Annotated in this window: 21 protein-coding genes and 1 pseudogene; 9 read left to right on the plus strand and 13 right to left on the minus strand. The window is 34.3% G+C overall.

The window, feature by feature from the left end:
• Positions 1-74 precede the first annotated feature (74 nt).
• The 7 genes from J3U19_RS03650 to gyrB all read left to right on the plus strand — a co-directional run bounded on the left by J3U19_RS03650 (position 75) and on the right by gyrB (position 9365).
• Positions 75-824 (plus strand): MipA/OmpV family protein, encoded by a 750-nt coding sequence (locus J3U19_RS03650; RefSeq protein ID WP_267340361.1) that lies wholly within the window; start codon positions 75-77, stop codon positions 822-824.
• A gap of 126 nt (positions 825-950) precedes the next feature.
• Complete coding sequence (locus J3U19_RS03655; protein WP_267340360.1) at positions 951-1859, plus strand: recombination-associated protein RdgC; 909 nt, start codon at positions 951-953, stop codon at positions 1857-1859.
• Positions 1860-2050: 191 nt separating this feature from the next.
• A complete protein-coding gene (ompA, locus tag J3U19_RS03660) occupies positions 2051-3154 on the plus strand; it encodes a porin OmpA (RefSeq protein WP_267340359.1) in 1104 nt (367 codons plus the stop codon).
• A 156-nt stretch (positions 3155-3310) separates the two neighbouring features.
• The gene (dnaA, locus tag J3U19_RS03665) at positions 3311-4669 is read left to right on the plus strand and encodes a chromosomal replication initiator protein DnaA (RefSeq protein WP_267340358.1); all 1359 of its coding nucleotides are present in this window, start codon (positions 3311-3313) and stop codon (positions 4667-4669) included.
• A 15-nt stretch (positions 4670-4684) separates the two neighbouring features.
• Positions 4685-5788 carry a DNA polymerase III subunit beta gene (dnaN, locus tag J3U19_RS03670; protein WP_267340356.1) on the plus strand — a complete coding sequence of 368 codons (1104 nt, stop codon included), beginning with the start codon at positions 4685-4687 and terminating at the stop codon, positions 5786-5788.
• A gap of 49 nt (positions 5789-5837) precedes the next feature.
• Entirely contained in the window at positions 5838-6911 is a 1074-nt protein-coding gene (gene recF, locus J3U19_RS03675) for a DNA replication/repair protein RecF (RefSeq protein WP_267340355.1), read from the plus strand.
• 42 nt (positions 6912-6953) lie between these two features.
• The gene (gyrB, locus tag J3U19_RS03680) at positions 6954-9365 is read left to right on the plus strand and encodes a DNA topoisomerase (ATP-hydrolyzing) subunit B (RefSeq protein WP_267340354.1); all 2412 of its coding nucleotides are present in this window, start codon (positions 6954-6956) and stop codon (positions 9363-9365) included.
• Between the two features lie 353 nt (positions 9366-9718).
• On the opposite strand, the pseudogene J3U19_RS03685 reads toward gyrB, so the two are convergent.
• The 3 genes and pseudogenes from J3U19_RS03685 to gss form a co-directional block, all read right to left on the minus strand.
• Positions 9719-10516, minus strand: a pseudogene (locus J3U19_RS03685) (virulence factor SrfB); the annotation flags it as partial.
• A gap of 122 nt (positions 10517-10638) precedes the next feature.
• The gene (locus J3U19_RS03690; protein WP_324123790.1) at positions 10639-11448 is read right to left on the minus strand and encodes an SrfA family protein; all 810 of its coding nucleotides are present in this window, start codon (positions 11446-11448) and stop codon (positions 10639-10641) included.
• 44 nt (positions 11449-11492) lie between these two features.
• Positions 11493-13376, minus strand: a complete 1884-nt coding sequence (gss, locus tag J3U19_RS03695; RefSeq protein ID WP_267345461.1) for a bifunctional glutathionylspermidine amidase/synthase — start codon at positions 13374-13376, stop codon at positions 11493-11495.
• 208 nt (positions 13377-13584) lie between these two features.
• Here gss and ybeD point away from each other — a divergent pair, with 208 nt between their 5' ends.
• Complete coding sequence (gene ybeD / locus J3U19_RS03700) at positions 13585-13851, plus strand: DUF493 family protein YbeD (RefSeq protein WP_267340351.1); 267 nt, start codon at positions 13585-13587, stop codon at positions 13849-13851.
• A 66-nt stretch (positions 13852-13917) separates the two neighbouring features.
• A complete protein-coding gene (locus tag J3U19_RS03705) occupies positions 13918-15198 on the plus strand; it encodes a bifunctional O-acetylhomoserine aminocarboxypropyltransferase/cysteine synthase (protein ID WP_267340350.1) in 1281 nt (426 codons plus the stop codon).
• Positions 15199-15261: 63 nt separating this feature from the next.
• Here J3U19_RS03705 and adk read toward each other — a convergent pair whose 3' ends face one another.
• The 10 genes from adk to tyrS all read right to left on the minus strand — a co-directional run bounded on the left by adk (position 15262) and on the right by tyrS (position 24754).
• A complete protein-coding gene (gene adk / locus J3U19_RS03710) occupies positions 15262-15906 on the minus strand; it encodes an adenylate kinase (RefSeq protein ID WP_267340349.1) in 645 nt (214 codons plus the stop codon).
• A gap of 37 nt (positions 15907-15943) precedes the next feature.
• Positions 15944-16195, minus strand: a complete 252-nt coding sequence (locus tag J3U19_RS03715; protein WP_267340348.1) for a zinc-ribbon domain-containing protein — start codon at positions 16193-16195, stop codon at positions 15944-15946.
• 3 nt (positions 16196-16198) lie between these two features.
• On the minus strand, positions 16199-17665 hold the full coding sequence (der, locus tag J3U19_RS03720; RefSeq protein ID WP_267340347.1) for a ribosome biogenesis GTPase Der: 1467 nt from the start codon (positions 17663-17665) through the stop codon (positions 16199-16201).
• Between the two features lie 18 nt (positions 17666-17683).
• The gene (gene bamB, locus J3U19_RS03725; RefSeq protein WP_267340346.1) at positions 17684-18856 is read right to left on the minus strand and encodes an outer membrane protein assembly factor BamB; all 1173 of its coding nucleotides are present in this window, start codon (positions 18854-18856) and stop codon (positions 17684-17686) included.
• Positions 18857-18883: 27 nt separating this feature from the next.
• The gene (locus J3U19_RS03730) at positions 18884-19597 is read right to left on the minus strand and encodes a YfgM family protein (protein WP_267340345.1); all 714 of its coding nucleotides are present in this window, start codon (positions 19595-19597) and stop codon (positions 18884-18886) included.
• Positions 19598-19620: 23 nt separating this feature from the next.
• The gene (gene hisS, locus J3U19_RS03735) at positions 19621-20898 is read right to left on the minus strand and encodes a histidine--tRNA ligase (protein ID WP_267345462.1); all 1278 of its coding nucleotides are present in this window, start codon (positions 20896-20898) and stop codon (positions 19621-19623) included.
• Between the two features lie 24 nt (positions 20899-20922).
• Positions 20923-22032, minus strand: coding sequence for a flavodoxin-dependent (E)-4-hydroxy-3-methylbut-2-enyl-diphosphate synthase (ispG, locus tag J3U19_RS03740; protein WP_267340342.1), 1110 nt, complete (start codon positions 22030-22032; stop codon positions 20923-20925).
• An 86-nt stretch (positions 22033-22118) separates the two neighbouring features.
• Positions 22119-22553: a helix-turn-helix domain-containing protein gene (locus tag J3U19_RS03745; RefSeq protein ID WP_267340341.1), complete on the minus strand. Its 435-nt coding sequence runs from the start codon at positions 22551-22553 to the stop codon at positions 22119-22121.
• Between the two features lie 58 nt (positions 22554-22611).
• Entirely contained in the window at positions 22612-23478 is an 867-nt protein-coding gene (pdxY, locus tag J3U19_RS03750) for a pyridoxal kinase PdxY (RefSeq protein WP_267345464.1), read from the minus strand.
• 4 nt (positions 23479-23482) lie between these two features.
• Entirely contained in the window at positions 23483-24754 is a 1272-nt protein-coding gene (tyrS, locus tag J3U19_RS03755) for a tyrosine--tRNA ligase (RefSeq protein WP_267340338.1), read from the minus strand.
• Positions 24755-24765: the final 11 nt, after the last annotated feature.

The raw sequence follows: 24765 nt of genomic DNA on the forward strand, positions 1-24765 counted from the left end.
TTGTGTGACCAAGACTCCAGATGAATAATATTCGATTAGATGATAGCGTTATTACTTAAATGGATATAAAAAAGATGAAAAAAACATTTTGTTCAATTCCTATTTTATCAATAATTACTTTATCAACTATACCAACTGTATCTGCCAATCCAACATCTATTGGATTAGGTATTGGTTGGGGGAATTCTCCGTATAAAAGTTACAGTTCAAAGTTTTATCCAGTTCCTCATATTGATTATGACAATGGTCTATTTTTTATCGATGATTTATCAGCTGGCATTTATGCTTATAATACAAATAATCAAAGTTTATCCATTGGAGCACGTTACTTATCTAACGAATTCAAACCAAATGACTCCAATAATCATCAATTAAAACTTCTTGATAACCGTCACTCAACCCTATTGGCTGAAATTGAATACTCTATAGATACTAATTTTGGAAGTTTTTCTAGTAGTATAGGAGCTGATATACTAGATGAAAGTAATAGTTTATTAGCCAATGCTGATTATAGTATTCCTTATATGCAAGGTAACTTAATAATTGTTCCAACTATAGGTGTAAATTGGGCAAACAGCAAACATAACGATTATTACTATGGTATTTCTCATAAAGAATCATCGCGTTCAAAATTACATTACTTTAATGTTGACAGCTCATTTACGCCTTACGCTGAAATAGGAGCACAATATTTATTAACTGACAACATTGCTACATTTGGTAGTGTACATATTGATAAATTAACTGGTGATGCTGCGGACAGTCCAATGGTTGATAATAGTACAGTAACATCAGTTTATATGGGCATATCTTATAAATTCTAACCTTAGAAACATGCTGAATCTAAGCACAATAATAAAACTATGACTGTTTTACAATTTACAGGCAGTTAATAAAAACTAAACATGCTAAAATAATAACCATAAACACATTTTAGGAACGATAAATCCATGCTTTGGTTTAAAAATGCCATTATTTATCAATTAAATAATGACACGTTACTCAATAAAGATGCTATTGAAAAAGCAATTAAATCTCAAATGTTTACCCCATGTGGCAACTTAGATACAACAAAAATGGGCTGGGTTTCACCCTATCATGACAATAACCAAAATGATTTTATTGTCGATATGCAAGGTCATTTATTATTACGTATAAAAAAAGAAACCAAAATATTACCAGCGCCAGTCATTAAACAAACTTTATTAGAAAAAATTGATAAACAAGAACAAGCTCTAAGTAGAAGACTTACAAAAAACGAGAAGGCTAGCTTAAAAGATGAAGTTTTAATTGACTTAATGCCAAGGGCTTTTAGTAAATATAACCATTATTGGCTTTGGATTGATACTGAAAATAAACGTATTATTGTTGATTGTAGTAGTTTTAAACAAGCTGAAGATATTCTCGCGATTTTACGCAAAGAACTTGGTTCATTAGCATTAACTCCACTATCAATTGACAAACCACTTGAACAGATTATGACCTCATGGGTTAAAGAAAAGCTTAATTTTTCACCCTTTATATTAGGTGATCAAGCTGAACTAAAAGATCCGCTCGAAGGTAATGGAATTATCAGCTGTAAAAATCAAGAAATCACAAGCGATGAAATGCGCGTTCATTTTGATTCGGGTAAATGGATTACAAAAATGAAAATTGTCGATGAGAGAGGTGTTAACTTTATCGTCAATTCTGACCTAACATTTAAACGAATAAAATTTGATTCTATAATACTAGATGAAAATGAAGATATAAGCTCAGATGAATTTGATAAACGACTTGAAGCTGACTTTTTTATTATGTCAAAAGTGTTATCCAATACGGTAAATGATTTTACTACAGTGATTAACAAAATATTTTGATAACATTGTTTAAATTTTTTAAAGGCGATATCATTAGATATAGATTTGTATACAAGATATGCTATAATCAACTAGGATTATGTATAGCATAATTAATACAACAATAAGTAATTGTTCTTTTATTTAAAGTGAAATTTAAACAAAAGGAAACTAAACATCGTCTATAACAACATTAAAGTTGAGGCAAAAAAATGAAAAAAACAACTCTAGCTCTAGCAATTGCAGTTGCAAGCTTAACAGCTACTGCAGCTAATGCAGCATATGAAGATAACACTTTTTATACAGGTGCTAAATTAGGTTGGTCAGAACTCTACAGATTAGATGCAAATAAAATTCGTGAAAACTCTAACGTTGGTGTTAGCACTTCTGATCGTAGCAATATCGGCGGCGGTGCTTTTCTTGGTTTCCAAGCAAATCCTTATCTTGCATTTGAATTAGGATATGACTGGTTGGGTTCTGCTAAATATAAAAAGACTTACAATTATCAAGGCACTCACAGTGATCTAGGTCACAGTAAAGTTTCAGCACAAGGTGTTTCTTTAACTGGTAAATTAAGTTATCCAATATCATTCATTTCTGATGACCTTGATATTTATGCTCGTGCAGGTGGAATGGTAACTATTGCTAAGTGGAAAAATAGCGGCTTAGTTAAAGATGTAAATGGACACGGCGGAACTAAAACTGACTTATCTCCTGTTTATGCATTAGGTCTTGACTATCGCTTTGATGAAGACTTCTCTACTCGTTTAGAATATCAATATGTTCAACATATCCACACTAAAACTAATGCATCACCAGACGCCGGTTTATTAACTTTAGGTATTACTTACCGTTTAGGTTCACCTGTTGTAGCAGCACCCGAAGTTGAAGTTAAAACACAAGAAAATCGTTATGTATTAAATGAAGATGTATTATTTGCCTATGCGAAATCTGACTTAAAAGCTGAAGGTCGTCAAGCATTAGACAACTTATTAACATCACTTGTTAAAATTAACCCAACTCAAAGCGCTATCGTTGTAATTGGTCATACTGACCGTATTGGTTCAGATACCTATAATCAAAAACTTTCTGAGCAACGCGCACATTCAGTAATGAAATACCTAGTAGAAAAAGGTGTTCCAGCTGATCTAATCAGTGCACGTGGTGTGGGTAAAACACAACCAGTTACAGGTACTAAATGTAATGCACTTCGTGGCGCTAACTTAAAAGCATGTTTAGCACCAGATCGTCGTGTTGAAATTGAAGTTAAAGCACGTAATATTCAAGAAGTTAAAGTTATTGATACAACAAATTAATTATTACTTCTACTTGAAAAACCCAGTTAAACTGGGTTTTTTTATCTATATAATTTTTATTCATCAAATTATATAGTCACCCCTATCTATAAATTACCCACAAAAAAGATTATAATTACAGAAGCATTGTTAGTAATTAAAATTAAAGGAGTTGCTGTGCCTACCGCTATTTGGCAAGATTGTCTTTCTCAATTACAAGAAGAACTTCCAACAACTGAATTTAATTTATGGATTCGACCATTGCAAGCGGAAATGGTTGATAACAAACTCTATATTTATGCCCCTAACAGATTTGTGTTAGATTGGGTCAGAAATAAATATTTAACAACAATATCTCAATTACTAAATAAGCATTTTAATAATGATTCTTTGAAATTGCATCTCGAAGTTGGTTCAACACTTTCGATGGATAAAAAAATCAAAAATGAACAACCAAAAGCAGAACTTGTTCCTGCTTGGAAAATGACTAAAGAAACTAATAGCAATCACGCTTATCACTCAGGTATTAATCATAAGCACACATTTAATAGCTTTGTTGAAGGCAAATCTAATCAACTTGCTGTTGCTGCTGCTAAACAAGTTGCCCAGAATCCAGGCAAGGCTTATAACCCATTGTTTTTATACGGTTCAACTGGATTAGGCAAAACTCATTTATTGCATGCTGTTGGTAATCAAATAATTGATGAAAAAGATAATGCAAAAGTTGTTTATATGCATTCAGAACGTTTTGTGCAAGATATGGTAAAAGCCTTACAAAATAATGCAATTGAAGAGTTTAAAAACTATTATCGTTCTGTTGATGCATTACTTATTGATGATATACAATTTTTTGCGAATAAAGAACGTTCTCAAGAAGAATTCTTTCATACTTTTAATTCATTACTAGAGGGTAACCAACAAATTATATTAACTTCAGATCGCTATCCAAAAGAGATAAATGGCGTAGAGGATCGTTTAAAATCACGTTTTGGCTGGGGATTAACAATAGCAATAGAGCCACCGGAACTTGAAACCCGTGTGGCAATTTTAATGAAGAAAGCAGAAGAAAATAATATTAAACTGCTTGAAGAGGTTGCTTTTTTTATTGCTAAACGTTTACGTTCCAATGTGCGTGAATTAGAAGGGGCGCTTAATCGCGTTATTGCTAACGCTAATTTTACTGGCAAATCAATTACTATTGATTTTGTAAAAGATGCTCTAAAAGATTTACTCGCCTTGCAAGAGAAACTTGTTACTATTGAAAATATACAAAAGACAGTTGCTGAGTATTATAAAATCAAAGTATCTGATTTGTTATCAAAACGTCGTTCACGATCTGTTGCAAGACCACGTCAAGTTGCAATGGCATTAGCGAAAGAATTAACAAACAAAAGTCTTCCTGAAATTGGTGATGGATTTGGAGGAAGAGATCATACAACAGTATTACATGCATGTCGTAAAATCGCAGAATTAAAAGAAGAAAACAACGATATTAAAGAAGATTATTCCAATTTAATACGAACATTATCAACCTAAAAAAGAATCAACATTATGAAATTTATTATCGATCGCGAAAAACTTATCAAACCATTGCAACTTGTTAGCGCACCACTAAGTAGTCGCCCAACACTACCAATTTTAGGTAATTTATTATTACAAGTGAGTGATAATGTTTTATCAATGACAAGTACAGATCTTGAAATTGAAATGATTTCTCATTTACCTTTGATTGAAGCAAGCGAACCGGGTGCAACAACAGTTCCCGCGAAAAAATTTCTCGATATCTGTCGTAATTTACCCAGCAATGCTCAAATTTCAATAACTGTTGACGATAACCGATTAATTATTCAATCAGGTCGAAGTAAATTTTCATTAACAACACTACCTGCTAGCGATTTCCCTAATCTTGAAAATTGGCAAAGTGATATTGATCTTTCCGTTCCACAAAAAACCATAAAACGACTTATTGATGCAGTTCAATTCTCAATGGCTAATCAAGATGTAAGGTATTATTTAAATGGTATGCTATTTGAAATTGAAGATGGTTTATTAAAATCGGTTGCGACTGATGGTCACCGCTTAGCATTTTGTGCTCAGCCTGTTGGGCAAAATATTTCTACTGCTTGCTCAGTTATTCTTCCAAGAAAAGGCGTCATTGAACTTGCGAAACTTGTTGGTGATAATGAGGAACCGATTAACATACAAATTGGTAATAATAATTTACGTGTTAATCTTGGTGATTTTACTTTTACTTCAAAATTAATTGATGGAAGATTTCCAGACTACAAACGAGTACTACCTCGAAATCCAGATAAACCTCTAGAAGTATCTTGTGATGAATTAAGGAATGCTTTATCTCGCGTAGCAATTTTATCTAATGAAAAATTCCGCGGAATAAGATTGTATGTACATAATAATCAAATAAAAATCACAGCAAATAATCCAGAACAAGAAGAAGCCGAAGAGTTAATTGATGTAAAATATGAATCAGCAGAACTTGAAATTGGCTTTAACGTAACGTATTTATTAGATATATTAAATACATTAAAATGTGATAGCGTACAGCTTTTATTAACTGATGCAACATCAAGTGTTCAGATTGAAGACATTAATGACCAATCAGCCACTTATGTTGTTATGCCAATGCGTTTATAATCAAATCTCATTTAGCTTCTGACGATGATCAGAAGCTTTATTCATTAATATGACAATTTCACAAATCAAAATTCATCATTTTCGTAATATTGATAATGCTGAGTTATCATTATCTCATCATTTCAACTATATCATAGGTGATAACGGTAGTGGTAAAACCAGTCTACTTGAAGCCATTTATATGCTTGGACATGGACGTGCATTTAGACATATTCAATCCAATCGAATTATACAACACGAACAACCAGAATTAGTTTTATTCAGCCAAATTAAATCAATCAATCAGCAAATTCGAACAATTGGTCTAGCAAAAAATCGTAATAATGATAATAAAATAAAAATTGATGGTGATGAAGGTTTCCGGTTAACAGATTTGGCTAAACTATTGCCAATTCAGTTAATTACACCTGAAGGTTTTGATTTATTAACTGGAGGCCCAAAATATCGGCGTTCATTTATTGATTGGGGATGCTTTCATCATTATCCCGAATTTATTTATCTTTGGAACAATTTGAAGCGTTTGTTAAAACAACGTAATGCTTTACTTAAACAATGTAATAGCTATAATCAATTACTACCTTGGGATAAAGAACTAACCCCAATAGCTGAGAAAATAAGTCAGATTAGAGCAAATTATTCACAACATATTTTTCCAGAGATTATTCATACTTGTCAGGATTTTTTACCTGAATATCAAATTAATTGTCAATATTATCAAGGCTGGGAACACGGTATTGAATATTCAGAAATATTAAATAAACAATATGAAAGAGACAAATTCATTAATTATACATCGGTTGGACCTCATAAAGCTGATATTCGATTACGTATTGATAATATTCCCGTTGAAGATATGTTGTCTCGAGGTCAGTTAAAATTATTAATGTGCGCTTTACGTCTTTCTCAAGGTGAGTACTATTCAAAACAAAACTCACAACCTTGCGTTTACTTGATAGATGATTTCGCTTCAGAATTGGACAATACCAAACGAGAATTATTGGCAAAACGTTTAAAATTAGCTAATTCACAAGTATTTATTACTGCAGTTAGCCAAGATCAGATTACCCATATGATCAATGAAAATGATAAGATTTTTCACATAAAATCTGGTATAATTTCTTAGATATACAGAACGATATAAACAATCAAATAAGTCGAGAAATTCATGTCTAATTCTTACGATTCTTCTAGTATTAAAGTACTCAAAGGGCTTGATGCTGTCCGAAAACGTCCAGGGATGTATATTGGTGATACTGATGATGGAACAGGACTTCACCATATGGTTTTTGAAGTAGTCGATAATGCCATAGACGAAGCATTAGCCGGTTATTGTCATCATATTGAAGTCACTATTCATCCTGATAACTCTGTTTCTGTGCGAGATGATGGTCGAGGTATTCCAACAGGCATTCATGAAGAAGAAGGAATTTCAGCAGCTGAAGTTATCATGACTGTATTGCATGCTGGTGGTAAATTTGATGATAATTCTTATAAAGTTTCTGGTGGTTTACATGGTGTAGGTGTTTCGGTTGTTAATGCCTTATCAAACAAATTAGAATTAATTATTTACCGTGATGGAAAGATTCATCGCCAAATCTATAAACTTGGGGTTCCACAAGAACCGCTTAAAGTTATTGGTGAAACAACGGAATCAGGTACGTATGTTCGTTTTTGGCCAAGTCCAGAAACTTTTACTAATATTGAGTTTATCTATGAAATTTTAGCTAAACGTCTACGAGAACTATCATTTTTAAATTCAGGTGTATCGATAAGACTACTTGATGAACGTACCGGTAAAAGTGAACATTATCACTATGAAGGCGGGATTAAAGCATTTGTTGAATACTTAAACAAAAATAAAAATCCTATTCATCCTAAAATCTTTTATTTTAGTACTGAAAAAGACGGCATTGGTGTTGAAATAGCATTACAGTGGAACGATGGATATCAGGAAAATATCTATTGTTTTACTAATAATATTCCGCAGAGGGATGGTGGTACACACTTAGCTGGTTTTCGAGGCGCCATGACTCGAACGCTTAATAATTATATGGAAACAGAAGGATACAGTAAAAAAGCAAAAATCAGTGCCACGGGAGATGATGCTCGTGAAGGTTTAATTGCTGTAGTATCTGTAAAAGTTCCAGATCCTAAATTTTCATCACAAACCAAAGATAAATTGGTTTCATCAGAAGTTAAATCAGCAGTAGAATCTGTTATGGGTGAAAAATTAGCTGAATACTTACTTGAGAACCCATCGGATGCCAAAATTGTTGTTGGTAAAATCATTGATGCAGCTAGAGCCCGTGAAGCTGCACGTAAAGCACGTGAAATGACCCGTCGGAAAGGCGCCTTAGATTTAGGAGGACTACCGGGGAAACTCGCTGATTGCCAAGAAAAAGATCCTGCACTTTCAGAACTTTACTTAGTGGAAGGGGATTCTGCAGGTGGATCGGCAAAACAAGGTCGTAACCGTAAAAATCAAGCCATTTTACCGCTTAAAGGTAAAATTCTAAATGTTGAAAAAGCACGTTTTGATAAAATGCTTTCTTCTCAAGAAGTAGCAACATTAATTACCGCTCTAGGTTGCGGAATTGGTCGTGACGAATATAATCCTGATAAAATGCGTTATCATAGTATCATTATCATGACCGATGCCGACGTCGATGGTTCACACATTCGTACATTGCTATTAACGTTCTTTTATCGTCAAATGCCAGAAATTATTGAACGTGGTTATGTTTATATAGCTCAGCCACCTTTATATAAAGTAAAAAAAGGCAAGCAAGAACAATATATTAAAGATGATGATGCGATGACTCAATTTCAAATCGCCTTAGCTCTTGAAGATGCATCATTACATGTTAATGATCATGCACCAGCATTAGCTGGCGAAGCATTAGAAAAGCTTATTGCTGAATATCAAAAAGTTGAGAAGCTAATTACTAAAATGGAACGACGCTACCCTAAAGCGCTGCTTTCTGAAATGGTTTATCATGAAGTATTAGAAGAAAATATACTAAAAGACCAACAAAAAGCTGAAAATTGGGCAAAAACCATTGTAGAAAAATTATCAAGTAAAGAACAACACGGTAGTAGCTATGGTTATTCGGCCTCTTTTAATGAAAAAACGCAATTATATATACCAATCATAAAAGTAAGAACACATGGCGTTGATACTAATTATGCATTAGACCAAGTATTTATTCATAGTAATGAATATCGAAATATTTGCCATTTAGGATCGCAATTAAAAGATCTTCTTGAAGAGAGTGCATTTATTCAACGGGGAGAGCGTAAACAGCCTGTTAATTCCTTTGAAGAAGCGGTTAATTGGCTAATCCGCGAATCTCGTCGGGGACTTACTATTCAACGTTATAAAGGTCTCGGAGAAATGAATCCCGAACAACTATGGGAAACCACCATGGATCCAACTAGTCGCCGTATGTTACAAGTGACTATCAAAGATGCTATAGAAGCAGATCAACTTTTTACCACATTAATGGGTGATGAGGTTGAACCTCGCCGATTGTTTATTGAAGAAAATGCCTTAAAGGCAGCTAATCTAGATTTTTAAAATTGTTTTTTCAATAAAATAAATAAAAAAACCAGACAAATGTCTGGTTTTTTTATTCTTATTCTGATATATAATTTGGATAACCGTAACTTATATATTCTAAAAACTGTTCTACTTCGTGAGGCGGTTCAACTAACGTTGCCATCATGGATAAAGAGTTATCAAACACAATGATCATTCTTGATGGATTAGGATTATTTTGTATCTCTTCTTTAGTAATACAATTCGTGAAATTTTTGTTTTCTAGCGATGGTTTAGGTGCCTTTTCTATCCTGATACCAGAGTTTGTATCTTCAATTGGTAACTTTTCATACTTCAATTCTTCTATGAATCTAGGTTCTTCTTTAGAAGGTTCAATAATTGGTTAAAGTGTTTTTTCTAATCAATACAGGAGAAATAATAATAATTTTCGGTATGGTTTCTGAGAATTTATCCTTGCTAAATGGATAAAAAAAGAACAATGAAGCGCCTAATGCGGATAATAATAGAGTTAATAATAACACATTCCACCATCTCCAAAAAAATTTTCGAGAATTTGATACAATTTTGATTGTTGGTAGTTGTATTGAATCTACAAGCAAATTAAGAATGTTCAGATAATGGCCATAATAAGATTTCTTAATTATTTCTAATTCAATATTCTCTTTATGTAATTTTAGTCGTTCTGGCTGAGGAGCTAATTCTTGGAATAAGTCAATTAACCAACTTGTTATCCATTTTAGCTCTAGATACCAAGAAATCTGATCTGAGCAATGTGCCAGACTAAATACTGAACCTTTTTTTACATCATTCTCATTAGGAGCTAAATAAACAACGTATTGCATATTTGCAAAGATTTTAGTATCAAATGCAAAAGTTACACGATGTGTATTGTCATCAGGTTCGTCTCCTTCTGGAATGCTAACAATTCTTACACGTCTCCAGTTATGAGATCCTATATCAAAGCGTTCAAGGGGTATTGATCTTAAAACAGAAACAGGCAACCAAATACCATCATACATTTTTAGTGATTGGTCAACACTAATCTCTGGTGTAGGGGTAACTATAAAAAAGTGATTACCCGGTTCAAAAAATTTACCATTATTGCTATCTTCAATTAATCTAACTAGTGCCCCACTTTCAGAAGGATCGATAAAACTACCATTAATTTTATTGCGCCATTGACTATCTTTTCAATCTATTTTTAACTAAAAATCAATAAATTGAATTCCAAAATTCATTATAAGTGTAACTTCTTGACCATAGTTATGTGTTTCTGGAAGCATATACAACCTTATTGTTTTTTCATCGTAATGGGGAACAAAGCCCCGTTGTCATAAATTCCCTGACAATCAGCTTGATTATTGTTGCCTAATTTACACTGAATCTTAGGTAATTGATATTTGGTATTATCACTACAAATAGCTTGGTTATTACCGACAATACTCAAGTTAGCATTTTGAATACCACTATCAACTTGACCTAGACATTTAACTCCATCGCTACGAGTAACAGTAACTTGACCATTCCTATTTTTAAATTCATAGCTCAATTGTAATGGTTTACCTGTAGCCTTATCTTGAATACCTCCACTCACAGACCATTGTCCATTCAAAAAGTTAGTTGATCTTTGTGTTACTTGAGCTGGAGATAAAGTTAAATTATCGACTTTTTTATCTGGCTTTGCTAAGTACAAGTTACCAACTTTGTCATTTTTATTACTTAAAGTGTTTGAAACTTGATTAATACCACCATTATTTTCAATATTATTTGGTATTACATTTGAATCAACCGTATTAAGAGCATCTACTAAAACATCAGTACTAATAGGTACACCGTTGGTTTCAACTGTATACTTTGCATTATTTTTTGTGCCATTATTTACATCAATTTGCCTATCAATCACGGGATCTTTCGCCATCACCTCTTTTATATCTTGTTTTTTATCGGTTAACGAAAGTTGATTGATATTATTTTCTTTGCAATCTCCTGATGGACCGAAATATCCAATTTGCCAACATCCTCGTAACCTAAATATTGCAAATACAAGCAATAATAAAGGCAACAAACCAAGCATCCATATCAGCCAACGTTTCCAATCTATTTTTTTATCCTCTCAATTTCGATTACTGTTGATGATGAAGGGGATTATTGTAATTGTTTTAAAAACTCTTCATCAGTTAAAACTCGTAATGGTTGCATATCACTTTCACCTCTTATAACTAAAGAGGGATCAGAACGTAAACATGCTCCTCCATAATGCCCGCCTACTGTAAAGGTACATAATTGTAGATAACGATCATCAACTTTCGGCAAACACCAAAGTTCTTGGTAAATATTTTCTTGCTTAGCAAACTGCCCTACGGTTTTATCGAGAATTTGTTCTTGACTACTAACTAATTGAATATCACTTCCACGACGCCCTGCTATTGGTTTGATGGCATAACCTTTTTTAATCAAGCTATCATTAAGTTTGAACGTTGATTCTAATAAATAACGGTGATTAGGAAATAAAGACCACAAAACAGGCAAAATAGCTTTGTTACTCGGAATAACTGTCCACAGAGGCTCAAAGACTGACACTTCAGGTCGTAAAAGCACATCAATTAACCTTACAGCATTTTCAGGATGCCAAGTACGAATTGGTAAACCGGCAATTTGAGCTTCACTTTCTTCTCGTAGTTGCTCTAAAACGGTTTCCCATGCCCATGTTTTCCACACACATGTGACTTGCCGCTCTTCATCATCGACTAATCGACCTTGCTTATCCCATCTTAACCCATTAAGTCCACGTAGAATCTTGCTATTAAACCCTGCTTGAGTTAAGGCTGTTTGCATAAACAAGGCGTGATAATTTTCCTCACTATCATTATCTTGCATGATATGAACAAAAGCTTGTGCATCGCTATGTGTCCAACAGTTAGCCAAAGAATTGAGTAAACCACAACTTGGGTTCACACCAACATTTAATCCTGCTTGAATCGCCCACTTTTCTAATATATGTCCAGCTTCAGTATGACAAGAAGCGGAATCAGCGTTATACTCGTAAACTTTAAAACCTCGTTCATCCATACAAAAATCTAATCGTCCTGTGATCATTTGATAGCGACGTTGTTGCCATGACAGTCGGAGTCTGGGCCATAATATTTCAGGAATATTAAAATTAACTAATAAGCGATCATCTTTTAAGACTTTATCAGTAGCATGTAAATACATTAAATGTAATTCATTGGTTGCGCGAATTAATTCTTGTTCAGCACTTTCAGAAATACTGAAATAACGATAGTGATCGTCATGGCTGATTTCATGTCCTGTGGCTGATACATAGGCATTTTCAAGTGTATTTAATTCATCGAGCCACTTTTTATCAAATTGATTTTCATTTTCTATATGAGTACTGTGTATCTCCAGCAACAAATTAGATACATTGGGTTGTGGTAAACTATATTCGGTATTATCTGTTTGAATCATCCAACCAAGAATTGTTGTATCATCAAACGTATCATGCAATTGATAACCACTATCTATCCTTGTCATGGCAAGCTCACGTGTCCATTGTTGACCGATTGGCAAACGTGTATGTATCACATTTTGTTCAGCAATCCGAATTTTATCTTCAAATACTTCAGTAATAATAGCAACATGACCGGTACGATCAAAAAAGCCACCATCATCCCAAACCAACAATGCACCTGCTTCTGGGGCTCGTTTACTGCCATTGGCAAAGGCTTGTAAAGGTAAAATGGCTTCATTAATCACTTGTCTTAAAAATCGTAATGAAAATATCTCATGTGCCATGCCCACATCAGTAAATACAATACCGTGATTTAAAAATAAAAATCGCCTTGCAAATTCAACACATTGCCATTTGTATCCCATATATTCATGTCCAGAATAACTGCGAAATGAAGCATCATTAGGGTAAAGATTGGAATCTAATGTTTCATAATCAGATGAATAAATTGCAACACCGCCTGGCGCATAACCTAATAATGTTCCAAAAGATTCTTTGTTATTGGACAAAGATGACATGCTATATTAACCTTATATTTATGAACAAAATGCAAGATAGATTTATCAAGCTATGTTAGAATTTTCTTATCATAGATCAAATTATAAGCTTTAAAAAGCGATGTTTATATTTCCTAATACTTGAAGAATTATAAACCGCCTATATATATTCGTAATTCCTGGTATTCATACCAATAAAATGAACTAATAAAATGAGACATATAAAATTATGCAACAAACAAAATTAAATGAATTATTAGATTTCCCTTGTTCATTCACTTATAAGGTGATGGGAGAAGCAAAACCAGAGTTGGTTGACAAAGTCGTATCCGTGATTCAACGTCATGTACCTGGTGATTATACGCCGTCTGTCAAACCAAGTAGTAAAGGTAATTATCATTCTGTATCGATTACTATTAATGCAACACATATTGACCAAATTGAGAATCTTTATAAAGAATTAGGCGAAATTGATATTGTGAGAATGGTTTTATAATTCTTTGCTTTTTTTTAAAATTTTGTGCAAAATGTGAGCTTCATACTGCAATAATGAGGCTCTAATATGAAACCAGAAACCATTGCCATTCATACTGGCTATACACCCGAGTTAACAACCCACGCTGTTGCTGTACCTATTTATCAAACCACTTCTTATTCTTTTGACAGCACTCAACATGGCGCAGATCTTTTTGATTTGAAAGTACCTGGAAATATTTATACAAGAATTACAAATCCCACTAATGCCGTACTTGAGGCAAGAGTCGCAGCGCTTGAAGGTGGAGTTGGTGCCTTAGCTGTAGCATCAGGTATGGCGGCTATTACTTACGCAATTCAAGCAATCACTTTTTCAGGTGAAAATATCGTTTCAGTTTCTAAGCTTTATGGTGGAACGTATAATTTATTTGCTCATACATTACCTAACTTTGGTATTACAACTAAATTTGCTCCTCACGATGATCTCATCGCTATTGAAAAACAAATTGATAATAAAACTAAAGCCATCTATTGTGAAAGTATTGGTAACCCTTCTGGCAATATTGTTGATCTTGAGGGGTTAGCAAATATTGCTCATCGTCATGGTATTGTTTTAATTGTTGATAATACTGTCGCTAGTCCTGCACTTTGCCGACCGTTTGAATTTGGAGCGGATATTGTCATTCATTCGCTCACTAAATATATTGGTGGACACGGCAATAGTTTAGGTGGAATGATTGTTGACTCAGGTAAATTTTCTTGGAAAGATCATGCTGATAAATATCCAATGTTGAATCAACCCGATCCATCTTATCATGGCGTTTCATATACTGAAACATTTGGTGCGGCTGCCTATATAGCTCGCTGTCGTGTTATCCCATTGCGTAATATGGGTGCTGCATTATCTCCATTTAACACTTTTCTAATATTACAAGGACTTGAAACATTATCTTTAAGAGTTGAACGCCACTGTCATAATACTCTAAAAGTAGCTCAATATTTAGAAGCCCACCCTCAAATTAGCTGGGTAAATTATGCCGGTTTATCAAATCATCCAGAACACCACTTAGCCGTAAAACAGATAAATAATAGTTTGCCAGCTGGTATTTTATCGTTTGGTATAAAAGGAGGTAAACAAGCAGGAGCTAAATTTATTGACGCATTAAAATTAATAATCCGCTTAGTTAACATCGGCGATACTCGTTCATTAGCTTGTCATCCAGCTACCACAACACATAGACAACTTAATGATGAGGAACTGCAAAAAGCTGGGGTCAGTCAAGAAATGATTCGCTTATCAATTGGTATCGAACATATTGACGATATTATTGCAGATCTAGAGCAAGCCCTTACAGCTGCTTCAAATTGATCTTTTGTACAATATTAAAAGAGTCAGATACTAAAAACGATCTGACTCTTTTGATGAAATCAATTATCCTAATATTTTAGCTAATTCTTTTGTTACATCAGCAACCGGCTGAGTTCCATCAATACGAAAATATTGTGTATGCCCTTCTTTAGCTTCATGTTGGTAATAACTAATCAAAGGTTTTGTTAGATCATGATATTCAACAAGACGTTTACGAACAATTTCTTCACTATCGTCTTTGCGAGTAGTCAGTAATTCTCCTGTAACATCATCAATATTTTCAACTTTTGGAGGATTATGACGGATATGATATACACGACCAGAAGCAGCATGAATTCGTCGCCCACTCATACGGTCAATAATCACTTCATCAGGTACATCAAACTCAAGTACATAATCGACATCAATACCAGCAGCCTTCATTGCATCTGCTTGTGGCACTGTACGAGGAAAACCATCTAATAAAAAACCATGACTACAATCACTTTGTGCAATACGTTCTTTCACTAGCGCTATGACCAGCTCATCGGTAACAAGTTTTCCTGCATCCATAAGTGATTTTGCTTGTAGTCCTAATGGGCTACCTGCTTTCACTGCTGCGCGCAACATATCCCCTGTTGAGATTTGTGGGATACCATACTTTTGCATAATAAATTGTGCCTGAGTTCCCTTTCCTGCTCCTGGCGCACCTAATAATATAATTCGCATTAAATAACCTCTTATAACTTTAATATAAATAGTTTTTCTATTCTGGTAAATAATGAAATATCACTTTACTACTTGATATTAAACCATCTGTTTGACATATATAATTGATCGAGCCACAGCCTTTAATCATTTGCGCACTTTGTTGGCAAACTGGACAAATATATTGTTCAATGTAATGCTGTTGGCATTTAGAACAATTAAAATGTTGAGGAGAAATAAGACTCATTTTTTCATTACAGTTCGGGCAAATACCTTCTTGTCCATGATTCACTGCTATTTTTTTTGTCATAATTTATTTTCGACCTCGAACATGTTTCATCAATCGGCGACGCTTACGTTGCTGTGATGCTGTTAGGCTATTTTTTCGACCTTCAAACGGGTTAGATCCCTCTTTAAATTGTATTCGAATTGGTGAACCCATAATTTTTAATGAACGTCTAAAATAGTTCATTAAATAACGCTTATAAGAGTCAGGTAAATCTTCAACTTGATTACCATGAATAACAACAATTGGTGGATTATAGCCACCAGCATGTGCATATTTTAGTTTTACTCTACGACCACACACCAAAGGAGGTTGGTGATCATCTTGTGCCATTTGCATGATTTTTGTTAATAGTGCAGTGTTCACACGACGCGTCGCACAATCATAAGCTTCTTGGATGGAATCAAATAAATTACCAACGCCGCTACCATGTAATGCAGAGATAAAATGGACTCGAGCAAAATCAATAAAATCGAGTCGATCATCAAGAGTCGTTTTGACTTGTTCTTTAATATCTTGTGATAAACCATCCCATTTATTAACAGCTATTACAAGTGAACGACCACTATTTATAATAAAACCAAGTAAGGATAAGTCTTGATCCGATATGCCTTCTCTAGCATCAATAACTAAAATCACCACATTTGCATCTTCAATTGCTTGTAACGTTTTAATAACAGAAAATTTTTCAATAGTTTCAGTTACTTTACCACGTTTACGAACACCTGCTGTATCAATTAAGATATATTCACGCTCATCACGTGTCATTGGTATATAAATGCTATCTCGCGTTGTTCCTGGCATGTCATATACAACAACGCGCTCTTCACCTAATATGCGATTTGTTAGTGTTGACTTACCAACATTTGGACGACCAACAATAGCAACCTTGATTGGTTGGTTTATCAATGATTGAGTATCATCAAGGATATCATCATACGATTCAGGTAGATCGTTAGATAGTTCGTCGTTAACAAAATTATTTTGTTGTTCATTTTTGAATTGAAAAATGGGTTCTAAAACAGTCTCAATTAATGAACTTACTCCTCGACCATGACTAGCTGCGATTGAGTGAATTTTACCTAATCCTAACCCATAAAAGTCAGAAATCGCAATGTCAGCATCAATACCATCAATCTTATTAGCGACTAAAAATGTGGCTTTCTGGCGCATACGCAAGTGTTTAGCGATAGCATGATCAGCAGGCATAGCACCTGCTCTAGCATCTACTAAGAAAAGCACAATATCTGCTTCTTCAATCGCTTGTAGGGATTGCTCTGCCATAAAGCTCTCAACCCCATCTTCAGTTCCATCAATACCACCAGTATCAATGACGATATATTCGTGACCTTTAATTTCAGCTCGTCCATATTTTCGATCACGAGTTAATCCGGGAAAATCAGCAACTAATGCGTCCCTAGTTCGAGTTAACCGATTAAATAAAGTCGACTTTCCAACGTTCGGACGACCAACTAGTGCTATAACAGGTACCATGTATATTCTCTAATTACCTTAATTTTTTGTAAACGCATAAATATCTCCATTTTTTGCTTGGACAATTATTTTATTGTCTACAACTAATGGTCGAGATATTAAACCACTACTACTTATTTCTGTTTTAGCAACGATTTCGCCGCTATCTTTATTTAGCAAATACAAATAACCTTCAAAGTCACCTACAATAATATAATTTTGGTAAATAACTGGATCGGTCAATTGACGATGCAAAAGGCTAGATTGGGTCCAGTCCACTGCTCCACCTTTTTTAGTGATAGCTTGAACATTATCATCTTGATCAACAATGAATATTTGTTGGGAGTCAACAGCAAAACTATGAGTTGATCCTAATTGCTTACGCCAAACAATTTGACCATTACTTAAATCTAATGCCACAACATTTCCATTATAACCAACGGAATAAACCAAATTCCCTTCAACAACAGGTGTAGAATCAACATCGTTCAATTTTGCTATTTCTGTTGAACCTGTCGGTTGAGAAATACGTTGTTGCCAAATTAATTGTCCATCGTTGATATAGTAAGCATTAACTCTTCCACTATCATCACCCACAATGGCAGCACCATGAACGACAGTTGGTGTGGAATTGCCTCGTAACGATAAAGTAGGTGCATCAAGGGTTACATCCCATAGATCTTCACCTGTATTACTGTTTAGTCCTTGTAAAATGCCGTTAGCAGTATGAATAATTAATTTATCCTGAAAAGAGACAGGTCGTGCAAGAACTTCGCCTTTTACATTTTTTTCCCAAATAACTTTACCATTATTGCGATCTAAAGCATAAACAACAGCTCGTTCACTTCCAATGTAAACGTACTTGTCATCAACACTTACTCCACCTGAAAACAAAGCTGTTTTGCTACTAAAAAAAGTACTTTGGGATAAATTTACATCCCATATAGTATGACCATTTGATAAATCAATCGCTTTAACCTGTCCACTGCGACTAGCAACATAAATTATATTATCATAACTGGCAGGCCCTAATAAGGAGTATATTTGCGTATTACCGGCTGTATTATTTCGCCATATTTGCTGAATAGGAAATTGGCTTTTCACTTTCGGTGAAGGTGAAATCTGTACAATCTCTTCTTCACCACCAAATAAAGAACATCCCGCAAGTAAGCAAATTAAAACACTGGAAAAAAAACATTTTGTTAACTTCATATTATATGACCCTTATAGCAGGATAAATTAATTTTTACTTTCTTCAGTTGCTGCTTTGTTCCCTTGTGACTCTTGTTTTTCCTTATCTTTTATTGCTTGTTCATCCTGTTTAGCTTTTAAATATTCTGCTTCGTTTAATTTCATTTTTATATTTGTTTTTAACTCATTAGTTGTTGATGAGGTCAGTGCAAGGTTATATGCATCTACCGCATCACTATAACGGTCCATCTTCACGAAGTTATCGCCACGAATATCATTTACAATTGTCATCCAACTTTTTTCTGATATCTTACTTAATGAAGTTAAACTTTCTTGATATTGTTCTTGCTGATATTGTAAACGAGCTATTCGAATATATGCGATTGCTTTAACTGGTTCTGCATCAGTTTTCTTCAAAGAGTCAGTCAGTAAAACTTGAGCTCCTTTATAATCTTTTAATACTTCTACATAAAATTTCGCCGCATTAAAGCTAGCAAATACACTATAAATAGTATCATCGTTTTTAGCAAAAGCGACTAATTCACCGACAGAATCGGGATTAGTATTATCTAATTTCGCTATTAATTGTTCATATCTTTCTGATGATTCAATTGATTTATCTACTTTATAAGATTGCCAATAACGCCATCCATAAAAAGCTAATAAACCAATTACGATAACTGCAACAATAATTTTCCATGTTTTAGCAAGAAATTCTTTAATTTCTGAAAATTGTTCCTCAGGCGTTAATTGATGACTCACTTTTTTCTCCTATTATCCTTTATTTATAGTATAGCCAAACAAGTTTGAACAATATCTGTATTCGCAACTTCAACTTGTTCACCGCTTAGTAAATTTTTAATGGTTACTGTTTGGTTTTCTATCTCGTTTTCTCCAATAATAACCGCTATTTTAGCACCTAACTTATCTGCCTTGGCAAATTGTTTCTTAAAATTGCTGGAACCATAATTGGTGACAATGCGCTTTTCAGGTAATCCATCCCGTAATTGTTCGGCTATGCATTGTGCTGCAGAGATTGTCCTTTCATCACCTGACGAAATCATATAAATATCAATAGAATTATCAAAATTTAATGACGGATTGACCGCTTGAACTAATAAAACTAAACGCTCAACACCCATAGCAAAACCAACAGCAGGTGTAGATTGTCCTCCTAATTGGCTAACAAGACTATCATAACGACCACCTCCACAAACGGTACCTTGTGCTCCTAAACTACTTGTTACCCATTCAAAAACTGTGCGATTATAATAATCTAATCCACGGACTAATCGTTGATTAATATTGTATTTGATACCAGCATTATCCAATAAGCGACACAAACCGTCAAAGTGCTGTTTAGATTCTTCATCTAAATAATCAAACAGTTTTGGAGCTTCATCTAGCAAATCTTGTACAACAGGATTCTTAGAATCAAGAACTCTTAATGGATTAGTATACATTCTACGTAAACAGTCTTCATCCAATTTATCTTTGTGTTGTTCAAGGAAGTTCACTAAAGCATTACGATAATTTGCTCGAGCGTCAAGAGAACCAATTGAATTAAGTTCAAGAGAAGTATGCTGTTCAATACCAAGCGCCTTCCAAAAACGCGCCGTTAATAAAATAAGTTCTGCATCAATACTTGGCCCTTCAAGCCCAAAGACCTCAACACCAAATTGATGGAATTGGCGATAACGCCCCTTTTGAGGTTTTTCGTAACGAAAAGCAGGTCCTAAATACCAAAGTCGTTGTTCTTGGTTATAAAAAAGACCATGTTCAATGCCCGCACGAACACAACCTGCTGTAATTTCAGGACGCAGAGTAATGCTCTCATTATTACGATCATTGAATGTGTACATTTCTTTTTCAACGATGTCTGTAACTTCACCTACCGCCCTTTTAAAAAGTGCAGTATCTTCAACAATAGGTGTTCTAATTTCGTTATAACCATAGCTATTTAATACACCTTTAACGACTTTTTCAATCTGCTGCCAACTTGCACTATCTGTTGGAAGTAAATCGTTCATTCCTCGTATTGATTGAATTTTTTTCTCTGTCATTTGTTTATTCGCTTTCTTTTAAAATTATAATTCAGTTGTTGAAATTTTATTTTTCAGCAATAATGCTTTAGCTCGGATTTTAGCTTCTAATTCGTCGATCATTTGTTCATTATCAATACGGCCTATTCGAACACCATCTTCATAAAAACCACTTTTATTATGGCCTCCAGCAACCCCCATGGTTGAAGCTAATGCTTCTCCTGGACCATTAACCACACAACCAATAATTGAGACATCCATGGGTGTAATAATATCTTCTAATCTTTGTTCCAATATATTTACCGTATTTATCACATCAAATTCCTGACGAGAACATGTAGGGCATGCAATAAAATTAATGCCTCGAGCCCGTATACGCAGTGATTTTAGAATATCAAATCCTACTTTCACTTCTTCTGTGGGGTCTGCAGCTAATGACACACGTAAGGTGTCACCAATGCCTTCTGATAATAATAATCCCAATCCTATAGCCGATTTAATAGCACCACTACGAACTCCACCGGCTTCAGTGATACCTAAATGTAGTGGCTGCTTAATTTGCTTAGCTAACAATCGATAAGCATCAACAGCCGTAAAAACATCTGAGGCTTTTACACTGACTTTAAACTGTTCAAAGTCAAGTCTGTCAAGTATATCAACATGACGCATAGCTGACTCAACAATTGCTTGTGGAGTTGGTTCCCTATATTTTTCTTGAATATCTTTTTCTAATGAACCTGAATTAACCCCAATGCGAATTGGAATATTTTTATCTTTAGCGCAATCAACAACCGCACGTATTCTTGATTCGTTGCCTATATTACCAGGATTTATCCTTAAACAATCCACACCATACTCAGCAACTTTCAAAGCTATACGATAATCAAAATGAATATCAGCAATAAGTGGAACTTTTGCTTGCTGTTTAATAAATTTAAACGCTTCAGCCGCATCCATTGTGGGAATAGAGACACGAACAATATCGACTCCAACACGTTCAAGAGCTTGAATTTGAGCTACAGTTTTTTCTACATCTGTTGTACGAGTATTTGTCATCGATTGAACAGCAATTGGTGCCCCTCCACCAATAGGAACATTGCCGACATAAATTTGGGTAGATTCTCGTCTAATAATAGGTGAATCTTGATGACTCATAACATGCCTAATTATATTACAAAATAACTAGCCAGCAATCTTAACAAGATTTAAAGCAAAAGTCTGTATAAGAATAAGAAAATTTGCTAACTATTAACATGTTTAGATAGTGATGGTGAAATATAATGACTAACTTCCACAAGATTGCTTTTATTTTCTTTATTAACATAATATAGGGTAATACCAAATGCACACAAAAAAACTAAAACAATCATAAAAAATATTTTTTTTCCATATCTTTTTTTATATTTTTGTGAATAACTTTTCATTTCATAGGATTGGTAATGGTGGGATAATTCATTAAGATAAGGTTGATATTCATCAGCAGATAATCCCACAAGTTCAGAATAAGAACGGATATATCCTCTAACAAAAACGAAAGAAGTGCGAATCAATTGTTCTTTTTCAATATCATCAATTATCGCTTTACGGACATGAATCTTATTGGCAATATCATCTTGAGTAAATCCCATTTGCTCTCTTAAATAAGCTAGCTTTCCTCCCAATGAAACGTTATCCATTATCCCCTCATGTCTATAATAATCCCGAAAGATGTCTCATTTTTACATATTTTGATAATTAATCAATTTTTTTCGCACTAAACCACTGAGTTGGCTTTGCTATTTCATCTTGTGCAGCCACCAATTGTAGTTCATATTCTTTTTGTTTTAAAGTTTCAAGCATAACAGCATACACCGCAGCAGTAGTATGTTCTAAAGCTTCTATCAATGATTTCCCAAGTAAAATATTAGCTAAAAATAATCCACTGGTCATGTCACCAACACCAACCGGTTGTCTTATACCAAAATCAACTAACGGTCTACTTATATGCCATGCTTCATTTTGAGTCACGAGTAACATTTCAAAACGATCATTATGATATCCTGCTCGGCTTAGATGCTTAACCAAAATAGCTTTTGGTCCTTTTTTACATATGGTTCGGCAAGCTAATACGGCCTCATCAACATTATTGATAGGCTGTTTTCCGTTGAGCTCTTCGAGCTCAAGTATATTTGGTGCCATAATATCTGCCATAGATAAAGCAGTATTACATAAAAATGCAGATACTCCTGGAGCAACAAAGCAACCTTTTTCAGGATGCCCCATTACTGGATCACAAAAATAAATAGCATTTGGATTAACGGCTTTTGCTTTTTTAACAATCTGAATAATGGCATCACCTTGTTCTGGTGATCCCATATAGCCACTTAGTACTGCATCGCAATGCTTTAATTCATTAATAGCATTAATTCCATCAACAATCTCAATCAAATGAGATGCAGGCATTACCGTTCCAGTCCACTTATGATATTGAGTATGATTAGAAAATTGAACTGTATTTAGAGGCCAAACATTTACACCTATTCGACGCATAGGAAACACTGCCGCACTATTTCCCGCATGACCAAAAACCACATGTGACTGAATCGATAAAATACTTTTCATGGAATTAGCTCCAAATTAATAAGCAATAATATTTTTTACCGCGGCGAAGTAAAGTATAGCGATTAAAAAGTTTATCGCTCTCTGAAAAACGATAATCAGTTGTTGTATTACGTTCACCATTAATTGAAATAGCATTCGATTCAATCATGGTTCTAGCTTGTCCTCGTGATGGTGCAAATTGGGCATTGACAATTGCTTGTTGTAAATCAACGTCACTTTCAACAACAAGGGTTGGCATACCATCTTGGGCAAGTTGTTCTAAATCTGCTTCAGATAGGTCACTTAATCGTCCAGAAAATAAGCTTTCAGTAATTCGTTTAGCTGCATTTAGTCCTTCTTCACCATGTACGAGACGAGTAACCTCCTCGGCAAGAACATATTGAGCACGAGGTGCAACACCACTATTTTTATCTTCTTCCTCTAATGCATCAATTTCATTTAATGGCATAAATGTAAAGAATTTTAAAAATCGATAAACATCAGCATCAGCAGTATTAATCCAGAATTGATAAAATTTATATGGACTGGTCTTTTTAGGATCAAGCCATACTGCACCACTTTCCGTTTTACCAAATTTAGTACCATCTGATTTTGTGATCAACGGTACAGTCAAACCATAAACTTGTTTTTGATGTAAACGACGTGTTAAATCTATACCACCGGTAATATTACCCCACTGATCAGATCCTCCAATTTGTAAAACAACATTATGAGATTTATTTAAACATGCAAAATCATACGACTGTAATAAACTATAAGAAAATTCTGTAAACGAGATCCCAACTTCATCGCGGTCAATACGTTGTTTTACAGATTCTTTATTAATCATAGCATTAACCGAGAAGTATTTACCAATATCACGTAAAAATGTCAGCACATTCATGCAACCAAACCAATCGTAATTATTGGCAACAATAGCCGATTTTTCACCACAATCAAAATCTAAAAATGGTGAAACTTGTTGTTTTATTTTTTCACTCCATTCAACAACTGTTTCTTGAGTATTAAGTTTACGCTCAACAGCTTTAAAACTAGGATCACCAATTAATCCTGTTGCACCACCAACTAAAGCAACAGGTTTATGACCTGCTAACTGAAAGCGCTTTAAACAAAGTAACGGCACTAAATGCCCTAAATGTAGGCTATCGGCGGTTGGATCAAAACCACAATAAAGCGCAATAGAATTGTGTTCAATGAGTTCTATCAGTGCTTTTTCGTCAGTAAGCTGAGCAATAAGTCCTCGCTCTTGTAGTTGTTTGATCACATTTTTTGTCATAATATTCTACC

Source organism: Gilliamella sp. B2828 (assembly GCF_026537125.1).
Classification (GTDB): Bacteria; Pseudomonadota; Gammaproteobacteria; order Enterobacterales; family Orbaceae; genus Gilliamella.